This is a genomic window from Halomonas caseinilytica, assembly GCF_001662285.1.
GTDB lineage: Bacteria > Pseudomonadota > Gammaproteobacteria > Pseudomonadales > Halomonadaceae > Halomonas > Halomonas caseinilytica.
Window position 1 is genome coordinate 119,438 of the sequence record NZ_BDEO01000007.1, and the last position, 18,933, is coordinate 138,370.

14 protein-coding genes are annotated in these 18,933 nt (G+C 57.2%); 1 reads left to right on the forward strand and 13 read right to left on the reverse strand.

Annotation, left to right across the window (positions count from 1 at the left end; all coding sequences use genetic code 11):
- Positions 1–82: 82 nt before the first annotated feature.
- A complete protein-coding gene (locus HSDC_RS08300) occupies positions 83–1,546 on the forward strand; it encodes a M48 family metalloprotease (RefSeq protein ID WP_064699769.1) in 1,464 nt (487 codons plus the stop codon).
- Positions 1,547–1,617: 71 nt separating this feature from the next.
- On the opposite strand, the gene lon is transcribed toward HSDC_RS08300, so the two are convergent.
- The 13 genes from lon to HSDC_RS16450 form a co-directional block, all read right to left on the reverse strand.
- Complete coding sequence (lon, locus tag HSDC_RS08305) at positions 1,618–4,053, reverse strand: endopeptidase La (RefSeq protein ID WP_064699472.1); 2,436 nt, start codon at positions 4,051–4,053, stop codon at positions 1,618–1,620.
- 78 nt (positions 4,054–4,131) lie between these two features.
- Positions 4,132–5,373, reverse strand: coding sequence for a DUF945 family protein (locus HSDC_RS08310; RefSeq protein ID WP_064699473.1), 1,242 nt, complete (start codon positions 5,371–5,373; stop codon positions 4,132–4,134).
- Between the two features lie 82 nt (positions 5,374–5,455).
- Complete coding sequence (locus HSDC_RS08315; RefSeq protein ID WP_064699474.1) at positions 5,456–5,929, reverse strand: phosphatidylglycerophosphatase A family protein; 474 nt, start codon at positions 5,927–5,929, stop codon at positions 5,456–5,458.
- On the reverse strand, positions 5,926–6,879 hold the full coding sequence (gene thiL / locus HSDC_RS08320; protein WP_064699475.1) for a thiamine-phosphate kinase: 954 nt from the start codon (positions 6,877–6,879) through the stop codon (positions 5,926–5,928). The genes HSDC_RS08315 and thiL overlap by 4 nt, the downstream gene beginning before the upstream one ends.
- A gap of 14 nt (positions 6,880–6,893) precedes the next feature.
- Positions 6,894–7,394, reverse strand: a complete 501-nt coding sequence (nusB, locus tag HSDC_RS08325) for a transcription antitermination factor NusB (RefSeq protein ID WP_064699476.1) — start codon at positions 7,392–7,394, stop codon at positions 6,894–6,896.
- Positions 7,391–7,888 (reverse strand): 6,7-dimethyl-8-ribityllumazine synthase, encoded by a 498-nt coding sequence (gene ribH / locus HSDC_RS08330; protein WP_064699477.1) that lies wholly within the window; start codon positions 7,886–7,888, stop codon positions 7,391–7,393. The genes nusB and ribH overlap by 4 nt, the downstream gene beginning before the upstream one ends.
- A gap of 72 nt (positions 7,889–7,960) precedes the next feature.
- Positions 7,961–9,127, reverse strand: a complete 1,167-nt coding sequence (ribBA, locus tag HSDC_RS08335; RefSeq protein ID WP_064699478.1) for a bifunctional 3,4-dihydroxy-2-butanone-4-phosphate synthase/GTP cyclohydrolase II — start codon at positions 9,125–9,127, stop codon at positions 7,961–7,963.
- 145 nt (positions 9,128–9,272) lie between these two features.
- Positions 9,273–10,427, reverse strand: a complete 1,155-nt coding sequence (gene ribD / locus HSDC_RS08340; RefSeq protein WP_082919997.1) for a bifunctional diaminohydroxyphosphoribosylaminopyrimidine deaminase/5-amino-6-(5-phosphoribosylamino)uracil reductase RibD — start codon at positions 10,425–10,427, stop codon at positions 9,273–9,275.
- Positions 10,424–10,909 carry a transcriptional regulator NrdR gene (nrdR, locus tag HSDC_RS08345; protein WP_064699770.1) on the reverse strand — a complete coding sequence of 162 codons (486 nt, stop codon included), beginning with the start codon at positions 10,907–10,909 and terminating at the stop codon, positions 10,424–10,426. The genes ribD and nrdR overlap by 4 nt, the downstream gene beginning before the upstream one ends.
- A 257-nt stretch (positions 10,910–11,166) precedes the next feature.
- A complete protein-coding gene (locus tag HSDC_RS08350) occupies positions 11,167–12,555 on the reverse strand; it encodes an undecaprenyl-phosphate glucose phosphotransferase (RefSeq protein WP_064699480.1) in 1,389 nt (462 codons plus the stop codon).
- A 66-nt stretch (positions 12,556–12,621) separates the two neighbouring features.
- Positions 12,622–13,833 (reverse strand): glycosyltransferase family 4 protein, encoded by a 1,212-nt coding sequence (locus HSDC_RS16445; RefSeq protein WP_073292088.1) that lies wholly within the window; start codon positions 13,831–13,833, stop codon positions 12,622–12,624.
- 274 nt (positions 13,834–14,107) lie between these two features.
- Positions 14,108–15,841 (reverse strand): hypothetical protein, encoded by a 1,734-nt coding sequence (locus tag HSDC_RS16675; RefSeq protein ID WP_137055245.1) that lies wholly within the window; start codon positions 15,839–15,841, stop codon positions 14,108–14,110.
- Positions 15,834–18,722, reverse strand: a complete 2,889-nt coding sequence (locus HSDC_RS16450; RefSeq protein WP_170862761.1) for a glycosyltransferase — start codon at positions 18,720–18,722, stop codon at positions 15,834–15,836. Before HSDC_RS16450 ends, HSDC_RS16675 begins: the two co-directional genes overlap by 8 nt.
- Positions 18,723–18,933 lie beyond the last annotated feature (211 nt).

Consider the following 18,933-nt stretch of genomic DNA (forward strand, 5'->3'; position numbering starts at 1 on the left):
ATCCTTGGGATTTAAAGGCACTTTGTCGGCTGAATCAATGTCGGATGGCAAGCGCCTCCCCCTGTTCCGTGACGAGGAAGCCATGCAACGTCGTTACCTAACCTGCCTGGGCATCGTCGCCCTGTGTCTGGCACCGGCACCCTCGAGTGCCGCCCTCGATCTCGAACTGCCTGAACCGCCCGAGCTGCCCAGCCTGGTCAGCAGCAACACCCAGGCCGTCAGCGGCGAGGAAGTTCGTCTCGGCCGAGCTTGGTTGCGCCAGTTCCGGGCCCGCGCGCCCATCTGGCAAGACCCCATCACCCGAGAGTACGTGGACTCCCTGGTGGCGCGCCTGTTGCCTTACAGCCAGCTCAGCGGCATCCGGCCGATCACCACCCTGGTCGCCAGCGATCAGCTCAATGCCTTCGCCGTGCCCGGGGGCGTGATCGGCATCAACGCCGGCCTGTTCGCCTTCGCCGATCGGGAGGCGCCGATGGTCTCGGTGGTCGCCCACGAGCTCGGGCACCTGTCGCAACGCCATTATGCCCGTGGCAAGGCCCGTGCCGAGCAGACACAGATCCCCGCCATGGCAGCCATGCTGGCCGGCATGCTGATCGCTGCCGGAGGGGGTGGTGACGCCGGCATCGCCGCCGCCATGGGCTCTCAGGCTGCCTTCATACAGGATCAACTGGCCTATTCCCGGCGCTTCGAGCGCGAGGCCGACCGCGCCGGCCTGCAGACCATGGCGGGCGCCGGCTACGATCCGCAGGCCATGGTCGACATGTTCCGTACCATGCAGCGCATGATCGCCCTGCAGGGCGGCAATCCACCGGAGTTCCTGCTGACCCATCCCGTGACGGAATCGCGCATCAGCGATGCACAGGGGCGCGTCGACCAGATGCATACCGATGTCACCCGAGGGGACAGTCTCGAATATCAGCTGGTACGTGCCCGAGCCCTGCTGGCCATCCATGACCGGGATCCCCGCCAGGCCCTCACCCGACAGAGCCGCGATTCGGTGCCTGAAGACGCAAGCCGCTATCTGCGGGCATTGATCGATGCCGAGCAGGGCCATGCCGGCAAGGCACTGGAGACGCTGGATGCCTTGTCACGCCAGCATCCCGATCTGGCGATGCTGCCGGCCACGGCCGCCCAGGTCGCCCTGGAAGCCGGCCGCATCGACGATGCCATCACCCGCAGCCGCCACCAGTTGCGCCTGATGCCGGGCTATGTCCCCACCACGCTGGTACTGGGTGAGGCCTTGCTCCAGCGCGACCCCGATGCGGCCTATCGGGTACTGCATGATCTGGCCGGACGACGCCCGGAAGATCCCCAGGTCTTCGCCCTGCTCGCCGAAGCCGCCGGCCATAGCGAGCGACAGGCCTGGGGCCATCTCGCCCGGGCGGAGCAATTGCAGCTCACCGGCCATATCGATCGGGGCATCGAACAGTTGGACGTGGCCAAGAAGGTCGCTGAACAAAGCGGCGACACCAATGCCCTCTCTCGGATCGAGCAACGCCGCGACGCCTTCACCGACTATCGCGAGACAATGGAAAAGTTTCGCTAGGCACTACCGATACGGGCCGGGGAGAATCGCTCGCCCCAGCCCGCCGCTCTCGGTTTGCGCTTCGTGGTCGACTAGCCGAACACCACCTTGGCCACGTCTCGATAATGGCTGGCGAAGTGCACCGTCACTCCCTCGCGCAGGTAATCCGGCAGCTCTTCGTAGTCGCGACGATTGGCATCGGGCAGAATCACCTCGAAGATCTCGCTGCGTCGGGCGGCGATGACCTTCTCGCGGATCCCGCCGACCGGCAGCACCTGGCCGGTGAGAGTCAACTCCCCGGTCATTGCCAGCGGCCTGTCGATGGGCTCGTGGCGCGCCAGCGACAGCAAGGCCGTGGTCATGGTCACGCCGGCCGACGGCCCGTCCTTGGGGGTGGCGCCTTCGGGCACGTGCAGGTGCACGAAGGCCGAGTCGAAGAAGTCGGGCTCGGCGCCGTAGTCACCGAGGTGGCCCAGCACATAGCTGTAGGCGATATTGGCCGATTCCTTCATGACCTCGCCGAGCTGGCCGGTCAGCTTGAAGCCACGATCCAGGGCATGCACCTTGCCGGCCTCCACGGAGAGGGTCGCCCCGCCCATGGCGGTCCAGGCCAGGCCGGTGACCACGCCCTCGCCCTTCATGACCTTCTCCTTGCGGAAGGTCGGCGCGCCGAGAAAGTCCTCGAGGTTCTTCACCGATACCTTGATGGTCTGCTGTTCGTTTTCCAGCAGCTTGACCGCCGCCTTGCGCACGATGCGGTGCAACTGCTTCTCGAGCTGACGCACGCCCGCTTCACGAGCATAGCCCTCGATGACCTGGCGCAGGGCAGCATCGGTCAGGTTGATGCGCTTCTTGGGGATATGATCGCGCTTGAGCAGCTTGGGCCAGAGATGATGCTTGGCGATGGCCATCTTCTCCTCGGCGATATAGCCGGAGAGCCGGATCTGCTCCATGCGATCGAGCAAGGCAGGCGGCAGCGAATCCAGGGTATTGGCGGTGCAGACGAACAACACCTTGGACAGGTCGAGCCGCACGTCCAGATAATGATCGAGGAAGTCGATGTTCTGTTCCGGATCGAGTACCTCGAGCAACGCCGAGGCGGGATCGCCCTGGAAGGACTGTCCCATCTTGTCGACCTCGTCGAGCATGATCACCGGATTTTCGACCTCGACTTCCTTGAGGGCCTGGACCAACTTGCCGGGCATGGCGCCCACATAGGTCCGACGGTGGCCCTTGATCTCGGCCTCGTCACGCATGCCGCCCACCGAGAAACGGTAGAACTGGCGTCCCAGCGCCTCGGCGATGGAGCGCCCCACCGATGTCTTGCCGACGCCGGGCGGGCCGACCAACAGCAGGATGGAACCGCCGACATCCCCCTTGAAGGTACCCTCGGCAAGAAACTCGACAATGCGTTCCTTGACGTCCTTGAGGCCATCATGATCGCGGTCCAGCACCTTCCTGGCATGTGCCAGGTCGAGCTGATCGTCGCTGGTGACGCCCCACGGCAGCGAGGTCAGCCAGTCGAGATAATGCCGCGTGGTGCCGTATTCCGGCGAGCCGGTCTCCAGAACGGAGAGCTTGTCCAGCTCATCGTCGATGCGTTCCATGACACGCTCGGGCACGACCTTGTCGTTCAGCCGCGCCCGGAAGGTATCGACATCATTTTCCCGATCGTCCTTGGAAATGCCCAGTTCACGCTGAATCACCTTGAGCTGCTCGCGCAGGAAGAACTCCCGCTGGCGCTCCTGCATCTGGGCGTTGACCTGCTCGCTGATCTCGGTCTGCAACTGGGCGACATCGATTTCCTTGCGCAGCAGGGGCAGCACCTTCTGCATGCGCTCGATCACCGGCAGCGTAGCCAGCACGTCCTGCAACTCCGGCCCCTTGGCCGAGGTGATGGCTGCGGCGAAGTCGGTCAGCGGCCCCGGCTCATGCGGGCTGAAGCGATTGAGATAATGCTTGAGTTCCTCGCCATAGAGCGGGTTGATCGGCAACAGTTCCTTGATGCCGTTGATCAACGACATGGCGTAGGCACGCGTCTCGTCATCCTCGGCATCGACCGGCTCGCGCGGATAACTGACCTCGACCAGGTACGGCGGCTTCTTGGAAAGCCAGCGCTGAATGCGGAAACGACGCATGCCCTGGGCAATGAACTGCAGCTGCGCGTCTTCCCCCTGCAGCTTGTGCACCTTGACCGCGGTGCCGACCTCAGGAAAATCCTCGTGACTCAGCTCCTCGACGCCGGTTTCACCGACGAAGGCCAGCCCCACCATATGGTGCGGTGTATTGCCAACGCGTCGGATGGTCTCTTCCCAGCGCTCGCGATTGATCACCAGCGGCTGCACCTGGGCCGGGAAGAAGGGGCGATTGTGGATCGGCAGCAGATAGACGCGTTCGGGAAGGCTGTCACTGGCCGGAACCACGGCCTGCCCTGAACCGCTGCCGGGCTGGAACGCGTCGTCCTTCTCGTCGGCCTGGACCCATTCCAGGCCATCCTGTTCGAAACCTTGCTCGTTGTCGTCGCTCATGCGCACCTCATCCTGAAGGAACGGGACGTTCGATCCCGTGATGATGTCGGAATGCGGGCGATGGTGACGAACTTCAAGTCACGGCAAGCGTTCGGAAAGGGGAGGCAAGGGACGACCATTGATGCGGACCTTGCCCCTCACCACATCGACCTGCAGGTCATCGGTGTCCAATGGCAGCCCCAGCCACAGCGCCACCACCGCCGGCAGATCGTGCCACAGGAAATCGCCATCGAGACGCTCGAGCCAGGCACGGCGCCCCCCCCGGTCCACCAGCGCCTCCGGTTCGAGTTCGTCCAGGTCGCGACCATCGAAGATCAAGGCACCCTCCCCCGCCAGGGACAATCCAAGCATCGGGCTATCCAGATCGACCCCGAGAAGGTCCAGGCGGGGGGAATCACGCATCAGGGCACGAATGTCGGGCGCCAGCAGGGACAGCAGATCGCGGCTGGTCACATCGGTTCTCCCTCGGGCGGCTTCCGCCTTGAGGTGCGTCAGCAACGATCGCACGGCATCGGCATTGATCCGCGACAGCTCACCCGCCACGCGGCCTTCCATCAGCACCTGGCCGGCGGACATCACCTCGCCCAGCGCCAGCTCAGCCCGGACACGCAGTTCCTGCTCGTCGAGCTCGGTCCTGCTGTGCAGCACCAGTTCATCGGCGTCCAGCTCGAGACTCGGCGAACGCCAGCGAAGGCCATTGATCTTGAGCAGATCCCGCTGGGTGAAATGATAGGCACCATCGATATAGGCATACCGGCTCTCCAGCGTCACCGGTCCCGCTTCGAGAGTGGTATTGCCATCGTCGAGACGCGCCGAGTTCAAAAGGGCCCGCAACTTCCAGTCACCGAATTCCCCTTGCACCGTCAGCCGAGCACCATGCAGTGACAAGGTGCGATCTTCCTGCCTCAGGACCAGAGGCGACAATTCCAGGGCACCATCGAAGGTCCCGGATAGCGGGTGATAGCGTGCTTCCCAGGCCGGCGGTGTCCGGGCAACCTCGACTCGCGCCTGGCCGGTACGCTCCAGATGCTGCTGCAGATAGCCATCCATCCGAGTGCTCAGCAGGCCATGACGGGCTCGGTAGGTAATGTCCAGGTGCCAGCCATTACCGAACAAGGGCGCCACATGGATGACGCCCGTCGAGGTGAGCCAGCCTTGATCGGTCTCGCTGCGCCAGATCGACAACTCGCCTCTTGCCTGCAGGTCCCGGATGGCCCGCGCCAGTTCGCGTTCGAACATCAGGCTGGCGATCGTCTGCGCCACGGCCCAGGCCACGGCCACGACCACGATCACCGGCACGATCAACCGCTCCTTGCGCATTCCCCGCTCCTTGTCCCTCTCGCGATGCCCTGTCGCGACGACATCATCCGAGTCCTGCCGCCAGGCTCCAGCACTTAGCCATTCAATGCAACCAGAACCACAGGTGCATGGTACTCCAGCCGTAAATGCTGGCCAGCACATCGTCGATCATGATGCCGAAGCCACCGGCGACGCGTCGGTCGGCCCAGCGAATCGGCCATGGCTTGAAGACATCGAAGGCTCGGAAGACAACGAAGCCCCACAGGGCAGCCTCCCAGGAAAAGGGCACGGCAGTCATGGTCAGCCAGTAGCCGACGAACTCATCCCAGACGATGCCGGAGTGGTCGTGGACCCCCAGATCCCGGGATGTCTTGTCGCACAACCAGATGCCCCACAGGAAGGTCACGGCCACCACGACCAGGTACCATCCCAACGGCAGCTCGGACATCAGCCAGTAACAGGGGATCGCCGCCAGGGTTCCGAACGTCCCCGGGGCAAAGGGCACGGCGCCACTGCCGAAGCCAAAGGCAAGAAAATGGGCCGGGCGACGCCAGACGCTCTGCGGGGCTCGATTCATGGCGCCTCTCCTGGGAAATGCCGCCAGCCTGGAGACGTCGATGCCTCGACGCCACTCATCCCTGGCTCGGCGGTGATGCGGCCAATTTCCGTCAGTGGCAGACCCTGCGCCGCCAGGCGCCTTTGCGCCTCCTCGAGGCAGGCCGGAGGCAGGGTCACGAGAAGTTCATAGTCATCGCCACCGCATAATGCCGCCTGTCGCGCGCCCGGCTCACCCAATGCCTCGACGAGCCCCTCGGCCAAGGGCAGGGCATCGGGCGACAGTACCACGCCAACGCCAGACGCCTGACAGAGGTGCCCCAGATCCGCCTGCAGGCCATCGGAAATGTCGATGGCCGAGCTGGCCAACCCACGAAGCGCCACGCCCGCCACCAACCTTGGCTGTGGCAGCAGGTAACGACGCAGCAAGGGGGTGGCAAGGTCGCGCTCGCCTTCCCGCCAGCGAGCGAGGCCGCCGGCGCCGCCCCCCAGGAACCCTGTGACCGCCAGGCAGTCGCCCGGTCGGGCACCGGCACGGGTCAGCGCCATGGCCGGCGGCACTTCCCCCATCACGGTGACGCCGACAGCCAGCTCGCCGCGACTCACATCGCCTCCCGTCAGCGCGACACCGGTCGTCCGGCAGAGCGCATGGAAACCGTCGGCGAAGTCCGCCACCCAGTCTCCATCGGCTTCCGGCAGGGTCAGGGACATGACGCACCAGCGGGCACGAGCCCCCATCGCCGCCAGATCGCTGAGGCTGACCGCCAGCGCCCGGTGGCCGATGGCATGGGGAGGCGCCGAGGCGGGGAAATGCACATCGGCCACCGAGGTATCGACACTGACCGCCAGCCGCTCACCCGGCGTGGGTTCGAGCAAGGCGCAGTCATCGCCGACCCCCAGTTCGACACCGGCCTCGGAACCGGCCGAAGCGGGGGCGAGAAAGCGGGTAATCAGATCGAATTCGCTATGCATCCGGTCAACAGCCTTCAGCGACGACGCGCTTCGACCTCGGAGGCACGCAACCGGGCGGCGAGCTTGTCGAGAATGCCATTGACATACCGGTGCCCCTCGGTGGCGCCGAAGGCCTTGGCCAACTCGACACCTTCGTTGATGACCGCTCGGTACGGCACTTCGAGACGATGCGACAGCTCATAGGTCCCCAGGCGCAGGATGGCCAGCTCGATGGCATCCAGATCCTCGAGACGACGATCAAGGACAGGTTCGAGCTGGCCATCGATCTCCTCATGGTGGCGCGCCACGCCCGTCAGGAGCTCATGGAACATCGCCAGGTCGGCCAGCTCCATGACCTTGCGCCAGTTTTCGTGATCCTCCATGTCCTCGTCGGCCACCTGGCCACGGAACTCGGACTCCACAACGGCGATCGACTTGCCGGTCATCTGCCACTGGTACAGCCCCTGGACGGCCAGCTCGCGAGCGGCACGGCGGGACTGCTGAGCCCTGGAAGGCTCGCGCTCGCGTCCGCTCATTGTTCGCCTCCGTCGGAGGACGTGTCGAAACAGCGCATCAGCGAGACCATCTCCATCGCTGCCATGGCCGCTTCGGTGCCCTTGTTGCCGGCCTTGGTGCCTGCACGCTCGATGGCCTGCTCGATGGAGTTGACGGTCAGCACGCCATTGGCCACCGGCGTCTCGAACTCGAGCTGCAGACGACTCAAGGCCGAGTTGCACTCACCGGCCACATGCTCGAAATGCGGCGTGCCACCACGGATCACCGCGCCCAGGGCAATGACCGCATCGGGGCGCGCCACCCGCAGCGCCCGCTGAACGGCCAGCGGCAGCTCCCAGGCACCCGGCGTGTGCACGATATCGATATTCGCCTCATCCACGCCATGACGCACCAGGCTATCCACCGCGCCTTCCACCAGGCTATCGACCACATGATGGTTGAAACGACCGACCACGATCACATAGCGGCCGTCGACATCGACGAAGCTTCCTTCGACTTGAGAAATCGGTTGCATGGTTCTTTCCTGATGAATCCGATCATGCACGCCCCCGAGAGAGCGCGCTTGCGTATACCCGACGCGGGGCGTTCAGATGCCGCCCTCGTCATCGTGCGTCGATATCCCGTCGGGCTCGACCTGCTCGACCACCTCCAGGTCGAAACCGGAAAGCGCCGAGAAGCGCCAGGGCGAGCTCAGCAGGCGCATGCGTCCGACGCCCAGGTCACGCAGGATCTGCGAGCCGGTGCCGATAGTCAGGTAATTGCCCGCGCCATCGGAGTCGGTGGTACGTGGCGCCCGGCGGCGTTCGAGAAAGAGGTCGAGCAACTCATGAAGATCCTGACGGGGACGGCCGTCGTCGAGCAGCACGAAGACGCCGTGCTCGGCCTTCGCGATCTCGGCCACCGCCTCGTGAGCCGCCCAGCTGTCGTGCTCGCCCTTCTGCAACGACAGCAGGTCCCGCATGACGTTGACCAGGTGGACGCGCACCGTGGTAGTCGCTTCGGGATTCGGCTGACCCTTGACCAGGGCCAGGTGATGCGCGCCCTGGATGCTGTCCCGGAAGACATGCAGGGTCAGCTCGCCGTGCGGCGTCTGCACGGGCATGGCTTCCATGGGCTCGACGGTCTGTTCGTTGTGAATGCGATAGTGGATCAAATCGGCAATGGTACCGATCTTCAGGCCATGCTCATGGGCGAAGCGCTCCAGCTCCGGCCGCCTGGCCATGCTGCCGTCCTCGTTCATCACCTCGCAAATGACCCCACTGGGGTCCAGCCCGGCCAGGGCCGAGAGATCGCAGGCCGCCTCGGTGTGGCCGGCACGCCGCAGCACGCCGCCCGGCTCGGCCATCAGCGGAAAGATGTGCCCAGGCTGGACGATATCCTCGGCCCTGGCATCACGCGCCACCGCCGCCTGGACCGTGCGTGCTCGATCGGCGGCCGAAATGCCGGTAGTCACACCTTCAGCAGCCTCGATGGAAAGCGTGAACTTGGTACCGAAACCGGAACCGTTGTCGTTGACCATCAGGGGCAACTGCAAGCGCTCGCAACGCTCGCGCGTCATCGGCAAGCAGATCAGTCCCCGGGCATGGCGCGCCATGAAGTTGATGTGCTCGGCCTCGACCTTCTCCGCGGCCATGATGATATCGCCTTCATTCTCGCGATCCTCGTCATCCATCAGGATCACCATCCGCCCTTGGCGGATATCCTCGATCAGCTCTGGAATGGGGGACAGGCCCCGGGAAGAGGAGTGCACCATGGAGTCTCCGTAATTGAGCGTGGCGGCTGTCGCACCGGCAAGACGCGGGCGTCGCCATCGGGCGTCGCCCGATTCGAAACCGCGTCAGGGTACCGTGGCAGGAACGCCGGCGCCAGTAAATCGGCGCATGGATGCGGGCATGGCGTCAGGATGACGTCGCCTCCCGGGCGCGTTGCCGAGGAGAGGCGATGATCCGCCAGTCGTCACCGACGGCACGGATATCATGAATCTCCAGTGGCCGCTGCTCGTCCATGCGCGTCAACCCAGGCAGCTCGAACAGCGGTCGGGCCTCGCCGCCGAGCAGGGTCGGCGCCACGAACAGTTGCATCTCATCGACCAGGCCAGCATCCAGCATCGCCCCGGCCAGGGTGGCACCCGTCTCCAGCAGTATTTCGTTGGCCGACTCATGAGTGGCGAGATGCGACAGCAAGGCGGTCAGGTCGACACGACCACCCTCCTCTGCCGGCAGCACCACGATCTCAGCCCCGGCCTGCTCGAGCCGCTCGCGATGTTCACCATCATAGCCTTCGACCGTCGCCACCAGCGTGCGTCCCGGCTCGCGCAGACAGGCCGCCGCCAGCGGCAAGCGCAAGCGGGAATCCACCACCACGCGCAGCGGCTGGCGGGTAGCAATCGCCTCGGCATTGTCCAGTTCGAGCTGCTCGGCGCGCACGGTGAGCCGCGAGTTGTCGAAGATGACCGACTCGACACCGGTCATGATCACGCTCGAGCGTGCCCGTAGGCGCTGCACCTCACGCCTGGCGCACGGGCCAGTGATCCACTGAGACTCGCCGGAACGCATCGCCGTGCGTCCGTCGAGACTCATCGCCATCTTCATGCGCACGAAGGGGCGCCCCCGGGCCATGCGCGCAATGAAGCCGGGATTGAGCTCGCGCGCCTCATTCTCGAGCACGCCCTCCTCGACCTCGATCCCCGCTCGACGCAAGCGCTCGATGCCACGTCCTGCCACCAGGGGATTGGGATCGCGCATGGCCACGACCACCTTGGCCACCCCAGCCTCGACCAATGCCTCCGCGCAAGGACCGGTTCGCCCCTGGTGAGAGCATGGCTCGAGGGAAACATAGGCCGTGGCTCCACGCGCCGCTTCACCGGCATTACGCAAGGCATGAATCTCGGCATGGGGCTCGCCGGCACGCTCATGCCAGCCTTCGCCGATGACTCGCCCTTCCTTGACCAGGACACAACCGACACGAGGGTTGGGCGCGGTGGTATAGAGCCCATGGCGAGCCAGCCGGAGCGCGCGCGCCATCCAGCGTTCGGGCGGTGTAGGCGACATCATGATTCTCCCGATTCATCGGGCCGGAAGCTGGGCTCCTGGGCCAGGCGATCGATCTCGGCGCGAAACTCGTCAATATCCTGAAAGCTTCTGTACACCGAAGCGAAGCGAATATAGGCCACCTGATCGAGGCGCTTCAGCGCATGCATCACTTCCTCGCCGACATCCCGGCCATGCACCTCGCGCTCGCCACGGGCCCTGAGGGTCTGGCGAATGCGCTCGACGGCAGCCTCGATGGACTCGGCGCTGACCGGCCGCTTTTCCAGGGCACGGAGCATCCCGGCACGCAGCTTGCTCTCGTCGAAAAGTTCCCGGGAGCCATCCGACTTGATCACCCTCGGCATGACCAGCTCGGCGGTTTCATAAGTGGTGAAACGCTCGCTGCACCCTGCGCACTGACGTCGACGACGTACTTGATCACCATCCGCTACCAGACGTGAATCGGTCACTCGTGTGTCATTGGCGCCACAAAAGGGGCAGTGCATAGCGATCACCCAGTATTGATTGAAGAAGTGACGTGTCGCCGTATTGTAACGGCTTGGCGTCGAAGCGCCCAGTTGCATGCCCGACACTGGCATCATGCGCCACCGTTCGGGAGTCGAGTGCTTCTTTTTCTACCTACAAAAACGGAGATGCCAATGGCACCTCCGCCTTGAAACGCCTGCTGTCATACCGACTCAAGCGGCGATGAGTCACGAGAAGGCCAACTTCAGCCTTCAGGACATCCCATCATGCCGTATCACTAGCAAGCATTCTTATGCACAAAACCATGAAAGATGGTCAACCAGATAATTTTCAGGTCGAGTAAAAGTGACCAGTTGTCAATGTACCATAAATCATGTTCGACTCGCTTCTCCATTTTCTCTATTGTATCCGTCGCACCGCGAAACCCATTCACCTGAGCCCAGCCAGTAATACCAGGTTTCACCTTATGGCGCTTCATATAAGATTCTATGAGATCCTTGTAATGCTCATTATGCACAAGCGCATGAGGCCTTGGGCCGACAATTGACATCCGCCCTTGCAGTACATTGTAAAATTGCGGCAACTCATCCAGGGACGTACGCCTGAGGAAAGCGCCGAACTTGGTCACACGAGGATCACCTCGGCGCGCCTGGGTCACATGACCATTGGGCTCCTCGTGGACTTCCATGGAGCGAAACTTATAGACCTCAAACCTCTCCCCATTGACCCCAGCACGATATTGTTTAAATAAAACGGGGCCAGGGCACTGGCATTTGAGAATGATCGCGATAACTGCACATAGAGGCAACGACAGCAACAGAAAAAGGCTCCCGAGCACAATGTCTTCCACCCGCTTGAAAAAGCGTGCCGTTTCCGTCATGGGAGTGACGCTCAAGTCGATAGAAAAACGACCTGCGACTTCGCTGACGCGATGGTTCAACAACTGCATATCCTGAAACTCGGGAAGAAAGCGCACCTCAGCCGTTTGATGGCGCAAGGCAAACATGATCTCCCGTACGGTTCCCCCCATTTCCAGGGGCAGGCACAGCCAGACCTCTCTTGCCCCAGATGCTTCCACACGACGCGCCAAGTTTGCCAGACAGGCCCCATCCGGTGCCGCTCCCAGGCGCTGCACCCCCGAAATGGCAAAACCTTCCCCCGGCGACCGACGCATTCCGCGTGCGACGTTGAGCAGATTATCCTGTGGACCAACTAGAAAGACACCACGAAGGTTCTTCCCCGAGGCTCGTGCCCGTTTCAAGGATATCATCACGAGCACACGAAAACCGGCAGATACCAAAAACGAGAAGAGCAGCGTCATACCCAGCCACAGCCGGGAATAGCGGACGGAAGCTTCCGCCAAGTAGATGATCGACGTTGCCAGGAGCGTCACGACAATCCAGATAAAAAGAAGGCGAAACAAAATGCTGGAAAGCCGGGTCGTTCGCCATCTCACATAGGCGTTATCAATAAAATTCGCCATCACGACAAAGACAGCGATAATGAGCATGCCAAGCAGAAAGCGATCATGCACATCGGTCGATCCAAAGCGAATGCAATACGCCAAAAAACCGGAGCCCATCACCCCGCCTGCATCTACCAATGGAACAAAGACCTGCGCGGGAAAACGCTCCGTTATAACTTTTCCATTTCTATCGCCTTGCATCAAAAAACAACGCCTCAACTCTATACAAATCAGAAAATCATAAACTCACCGCTACCACAAGAAACCCTACAACATTCCGACAATATCACTCGCCATCCTTTTCATTATAACATCCCGCCGATAATCCATTACAAATTCATTGCGCGAGCACGCCTCTAGTGAAAGGCGACCAAACTCTTCCAAGGCAGAATCCACATTGCATGACTCAAAGACAGCGATATTGGTGATATTTTTCTGAAAAAAGCGAGCAGTGAAGGAACAGACCCCAGCCCATATCGGTTTCCCCGTCGCCGCATACTCAAATATCTTCGATGGAATCACCCGCTCGAAGCAAGGCATATCGTTCAAGTGAAGAAAAAGCACATCTGAGGCATGATACTCTTCCAAGAGCCGATCTCTTTTTACTGGAGATCGGACCTCTACATTTCTTACACCTTTCTCTTTCAAGACCTTCTCAAGCAGCGCACGCCGCCCGCCATCTCCTATCACTATAAAATCGGCCCGATCCTCCAGGCGCTTCGCCAACCCAGGTAAAATACGGTCAAGCCCTTGCCCCATTCCAATGTTTCCCGCATAGAGAATTCTTAATCGCCCTTTCTCCACCGGAGAAAACGAAGAACTTTCCTCCGCATCTATCGAAGGATTTTTAGGAAAAGAACCAGCTGCCCAGTCTGCAAAAACCGGGTCCACCCCGTTCGTATGCCAAGTGAAGCATTGGGAAGGGTAACGTGGTGCGAAATAACCTTCGAACCCCGGTGATGCCAGATTGACGATCGCCGCCCGCCTCACAGCCCAACGCTCCAATGCGCCGAAGAAGCGCATACCGAGCCACTGCGAACCGCGCGGAAGGAGGAACGGAAGATTCTCGATAAAGATATCCCGAATATCCAGATACAGCTTGGCTCGGCATCGTTTTGCAACCCATGCCCCGAGCACCGCTGTCATCAGTCGGGATGACGTTGCTACAACGATATCGTAACTTTCCCTCCGAGTCTTTTTCAGTACCCGCCTGGCATAGCACAGAAAAGCCAGAGATTGGTCCAGCATTCCACTTTTATGGGAAGGTAATGGTATACGATGAATCGTCAGGTTGGCATTTTCTTCATACTCGACCGCAGTCGTCGAAAACGATGCATAACGGTTAGGCAATGTCGTGACTACATCCAGGCTCGAATGGTCAGGAAGCTGGTCCAGTAATGCCTGGACGAGAGCTTGTGCTCGAAATGATCCCGCACTCAAATCCGGCGGAAAATAAAATGTCAGCAAAAGAACTTTCAAACGGCACCTTTTCAATATCTTTCAAACCGAAGCTGCAAAGCGTCTACCCACTGATATTTCACGAGCCTCATAGGTTCTTGCAGTTCCGAAAAAGACCCACCACTTTCAACACCTGAACACATCACGGCATCGCCATAACCTGACAACAATTTTCAACAAAAAGCTTTCCCAAAAGACTGCTTCTCCAGCACCTTAAAAGCCATCACCTTTTGTTGCGTCATTTCATATCCAAAAAATCACAGAAAAACTCCAACTCATCATCCATTCCTAAACATCACTTAGCGGAAGATCCTTTCTTCCCCATTATTTCCTCTAGACACTGCCTCGCCAGTACCACAAAGTCACTGGCCATTTTAAATTTCTGGTTATTGATATGCGTTTCGATCACAGAGATCAGTCCACACAAGCGCACGGCATGCCAATCTATATCATTATGCCGAGAAGAGCTTAGCACTTTCTGAAGATGTCCAACCTCCAACTCGGGTACCGAAAGGCCAAAGCCGACAGGCTCAATACTCCATCGCTCCCAATGGAGGCAAACCACTTCATCGCCAACAGTGACTAACGAGTCATTCGTTACATCCGGAGTCACATAATGCAGAGGAAGATCAACAAGCACGGCAACAACATGAGCAATAAAGTCAGAAGCCTCCCACCCTTCCAAGGAAGAAGAAAAAACATTAAGTGACAAGGCGCTATACCACCCCTTTACTCTATCAGGAAGCAGAAGGTGAGATCGAAAATATTTTTTTAATATTTCATCATCGGGCAAGCAGCTAAAGCTTTCCCTCCTAAACAAGTCACGACGCTCTTTAAATTCCACAAAGCTTGGCACCTCTGCTCCTTCAGGGATAGTATAAAAATGAGCTTTAAACCCCCTAACCTCTGAGACAAAAAGAAGATCCAGTGAAGGAAGGGTTTCTTCATGCCCCGTCAACAGATCACATTCCCGAACGGACAACAGGTGGTGCCTTCCTGCATATAATTTAAGCAAAAATCTCTTGGAATCATAAACAATCAAGAAAAGAACAATATCAACGATTGATGATTGCAAAAAGACAACTCGAGGAACCCCTTCTCCTGTACCCAGAGCCCCATGTGCTTTCATGACATCATCAAGCGTGCTCGTCCAGAAGAAGGATTCCGCGGAGCCAATGACTTCGACAAAGGGTTCTTCACGTGAATTAAGAGAGGTAACCGGCGCATGATCCCGTAAAAAAAGAGCGTTAATCTTCTCTTTTTGCCGAAAAAGAAGGACAGCGTCCAGGGTAGAATTCGTCAACCTCTGAAAAAGCTGACGAACGAGAAGAACCGCAACAAGAGACAGATAAACATTCACCTCACCAAGATAGATGATATGAAGAACCATCAACCCAAATACAAAAAGAAACAACACCCCATAAACCTGAGAAACGGAAGAGTGCAAGGAAGTAGAAAAACTCTCGACTACCCTATCACTAACCCGAAAGGCCAGTGCCACAAAAAGGAAGCAGGCAACAAGCAAAAGCGCCACTATCCAAAACAATGCATGATAAAAAAACCAAAACAGCAACAATGAAACCACAAGAAAGAAAAGCCCCGCCAACAGGCTCCCAAACCTATGATAGGCTCTCCTTGCAACTTCATCCTGATCGGAAAAAAGTGTCAACTTAGAGGATGATGCAACAACTTCATTCCCACCCCTTGACGACAGAGTTTCTGCATATCGATTCGCAGCGAGAAATACAAAGTATGACCCTATGGAAACGGCCACCAAAATGGCCAGAAGCTCTCCAAGAGTGACTCCTGGAAACACATGGGCAATATACGAAGGGACTTCATCCGCATTAAGCAGAAAAACCACCTTCAGCGGGAGAAAAAAGGATACGACCATCGCCATTTGCGACACCAAGGCTGAAACCGCAGAGCCAACAAGGCAATAGGGGGAAATGGCCAACACCCTTTTATAGGGGACAACAACCCACTTCAAAAAAGTTAACGTCAAATAGAAAAAGCTTCTGTCAGGCATCCCCAAACTTCCTTTCCAGAAGTTTATGCATCACATCCATATGACTTTCCTGATCACCACTCCTTGACATGAGAATGCGCCCAGACTCATCGGAATCACTAATCTTATGCAAAACACTTCCTTCTTCGACAACAGCCCAAACATCTGACTCACTTCCCATGTAATCACTCAACTTCGAAGGGAGGTAAGGGTTAATACTCTTCACTTCAGAAGTGATGGCATCATTCACCAGGAGACAATCAAACTGGTTCGTCAATGCCAAGAAATCGACAAAGGCAACATAACTATTTACAGAAACATTCCTGGAAATACCTAGCGACAACGCTTCAGAAAGCACCTTCTCTCTATCCGACGTGAACACATGGAAATGTATCCTTCCTAGAGACCCACTAAACTTACTCAGGAGCGAAAATATTTCTGACAACCCCCGTGTTGCATAAAACCCACCAAAGTAGGCAATATTCACAACATCTTCATCCAGCTCATACATGGGGTTTGATATGTTATAAAACTCTTTGGGCAGGCTTGGATGATGCTGAACTACACTTTTTGCCTTCACAGATGAAATTTCTTCAGATGTCAACCCAGAATATGACAACATGTACTGAAGCTGGTTCTCGTTCGTGAATATTATCTCATCCGCCAAGGTATATACTAGAAACTCACACCAGAAAAAAAGGTTTTTCGTCTCAGGAACCTCAATACCTCGTTTTGACAAAGCAGTAAGAACGCCACTACTTTTTAGCCAACCGAGCTCCAACTCAACATCTCGATCGTTGCCATTCACATCCCTGAGAATCGGATCAGAAAATTCAGCTCGCCAGACAACGTCAGGCTCCCGAATCTTATGGAGCACGGCTGCAAAATGTGATGCGACCCACATCGCCCTACTATAAATAACCTGATAGGGCTTTCTCGATTTTTCAATCTTTAGCACTGACTTCTGTGCATTATCTGCAAAATGCTTTATCTCAGGCCAGCTAGAGAAGCTCGGTCGTCCGTTAATTGTAATCTGTCGACCAATAAGTCCTGCTGTAATTCTGTCAAGCCTGTCATCAACATCCCTGACGCCTGCCATGGTGTTACACACTACATCTACGGGGACGCCCTCTTCGCGAATCCGTTTGGCCATCACAATTCCAGCTGTATCAACATATGGCGCAAAACAGTACGAGTAAACAATGACTTCGCTCAGACTAGATGCAACATGCTTATCATATCTGAAATTGACAGGCTCCATTTGCACAAGAGATGCATATCGCCCTACTTCATCTCGATGATTCTCAAGATAGGTTTGCATGAAACTAGATTGTGCCATAATCTTTGACACAAGAAACTCCCTGCCTTCCTTATCACCAACAAAGGGCAGGCACCTATCAATCGACTGTATGACCCCTAGTCGTTGCTCAACATTAAAATCAAAGGAGGCTGGTTGCCGAGACACGGATTGAGAAGAGAGGAAGCGATAGTAAGTCGCTTTAGATCTAACAGGCGAAAGGTTTATACCAGGAGAAAAGCGAGTTATATAACGTGTAAAATAACAGACATCTTCACCACTACGGAGTTGTGAATTGTAACAGAGCTGAGATGCCAGGCTTGTAGGAAGCATCTTGCAGGCATTCATGGTCAAGACAGAAGAGATATCAGCATACCGGCATGCTTTGTAATTCTTTGCATTTTCGAGCTGCTGATTTATAACATTATCGTGGACTTCACCAGACGCATCCACGTCCAACACCGAAGCAATTGAGATGTGATCGTAAGAACCACCCCTCCACATGCTCTCGAGGTAGTTCTCTGATACGAAATCATCATCGTCAACAAATGTCGTATACTCGAAGACTGCTGAAGAGAGGCCCAGATTTCTTGCATTTCCTGCACTGGGAACCTCGGTTTTCAACACCTTCACATCCAGATCTGGGTATTGCTTCATGAAATCAGCAATCAGGCTCTCGCTACTATCTGGATAGCCATTCAGCACCACAATAACTTCATACCTTTCGCTCTCCAGCGTTTGGTTCGCCAAGTAATTCAAGCAGCGAATAATAGTTCCCTCTCCCTTATAACAGGGAACAATGACGCTGACGCCTGGAGACAACGTTCGATATCGAACTTCAGAGAACTTTTTGGCGCCCTCATCAAGGGAACCGCTATCACTTATTCTAAATTCAAGCTTCAGTCCATCACACGATGAGCTCGATACATGATGGACAAAGGACAAGCCCAAGGAATCATTCCCTATATATGCATGGGCTGAACGATAGCTATTGACAGGGGACTTAAGTTCTCGAGAGCAAAGGACCTTTCCCTTCCGCGTCAGCTCATTTACAGTAATGGAGAACTCTTCATCGAGTGAAAAGGGAGGAAGCCCACTATCAAACGGAAGGAAAAATTCGAAAACCTCACCAGCCGCAGCACTCAGCTGCTTACTCTCGAGAAAGTTCTTCTGAAAGGCGTCAACCTCAAGCGATTCGGTTTTCCTTCCCGAATCGTAAAACCCCACCCAAAGCTGATCGTATACCGGCCGGTTATCAACAAGATCTTCTTCCCTTTCAGGCTCCCCGCCCACTTCCTGCCCGATCTTCTTGCTCTGCCTTGACTTATACTCCATGTAAATTTTCAGCAACCGCCACGGAAGCCTGACAAGGCCTCGCGGTGTTCTTGAATTCACAACTAAAGAGCCAACCCTATAGGTAACAGAACCTCGAATTGCTTTTATCTGATTCTCCGACGCAGATAGATGAGAACGCAACGATCTCAATTCTTCTTCTAGAGACTCTTTTTCAGCCCGCAGTTCAACAATCTCTTCCCTAAGAGACTTTCTGCTAGATTCATCACGACTCATCTCGCTTCCCTTGGTCACTGAAGAACTCTTATCCACGCCAGACATCTCTTCCAAACATAAATCTCAAGCCTATAAACTCAATACTAGGCCTACCAATGTACCGAAAAATTCTTTGCAAAAGGCAGTGACTGAGACGAAATCATTTTCCATTCCATCGCCACGATAACGTAAAGGCCAAACCATCACCTATTATTTTATGAGCTCTCAAGCTGGACTATATTTTCTTACACGCACATCGTTTGACTAA

What these genes read in the sequence shown, in the direction of transcription:
- HSDC_RS16675 (WP_137055245.1), bottom strand. Translation starts at nt 15,841, where the DNA reads ATGCCTGACAGAAGCTTTTTCTATTTGACGTTAACTTTTTTGAAGTGG.
- HSDC_RS08350 (WP_064699480.1), bottom strand. Translation starts at nt 12,555, where the DNA reads ATGCAAGGCGATAGAAATGGAAAAGTTATAACGGAGCGTTTTCCCGCG.
- HSDC_RS08315 (WP_064699474.1), bottom strand. Translation starts at nt 5,929, where the DNA reads ATGAATCGAGCCCCGCAGAGCGTCTGGCGTCGCCCGGCCCATTTTCTT.
- nrdR (WP_064699770.1), bottom strand. Translation starts at nt 10,909, where the DNA reads ATGCACTGCCCCTTTTGTGGCGCCAATGACACACGAGTGACCGATTCA.
- ribD (WP_082919997.1), bottom strand. Translation starts at nt 10,427, where the DNA reads ATGATGTCGCCTACACCGCCCGAACGCTGGATGGCGCGCGCGCTCCGG.
- thiL (WP_064699475.1), bottom strand. Translation starts at nt 6,879, where the DNA reads ATGCATAGCGAATTCGATCTGATTACCCGCTTTCTCGCCCCCGCTTCG.
- HSDC_RS08300 (WP_064699769.1), top strand. Translation starts at nt 83, where the DNA reads ATGCAACGTCGTTACCTAACCTGCCTGGGCATCGTCGCCCTGTGTCTG.
- HSDC_RS08310 (WP_064699473.1), bottom strand. Translation starts at nt 5,373, where the DNA reads ATGCGCAAGGAGCGGTTGATCGTGCCGGTGATCGTGGTCGTGGCCGTG.
- lon (WP_064699472.1), bottom strand. Translation starts at nt 4,053, where the DNA reads ATGAGCGACGACAACGAGCAAGGTTTCGAACAGGATGGCCTGGAATGG.
- ribBA (WP_064699478.1), bottom strand. Translation starts at nt 9,127, where the DNA reads ATGGTGCACTCCTCTTCCCGGGGCCTGTCCCCCATTCCAGAGCTGATC.
- nusB (WP_064699476.1), bottom strand. Translation starts at nt 7,394, where the DNA reads ATGAGCGGACGCGAGCGCGAGCCTTCCAGGGCTCAGCAGTCCCGCCGT.
- ribH (WP_064699477.1), bottom strand. Translation starts at nt 7,888, where the DNA reads ATGCAACCGATTTCTCAAGTCGAAGGAAGCTTCGTCGATGTCGACGGC.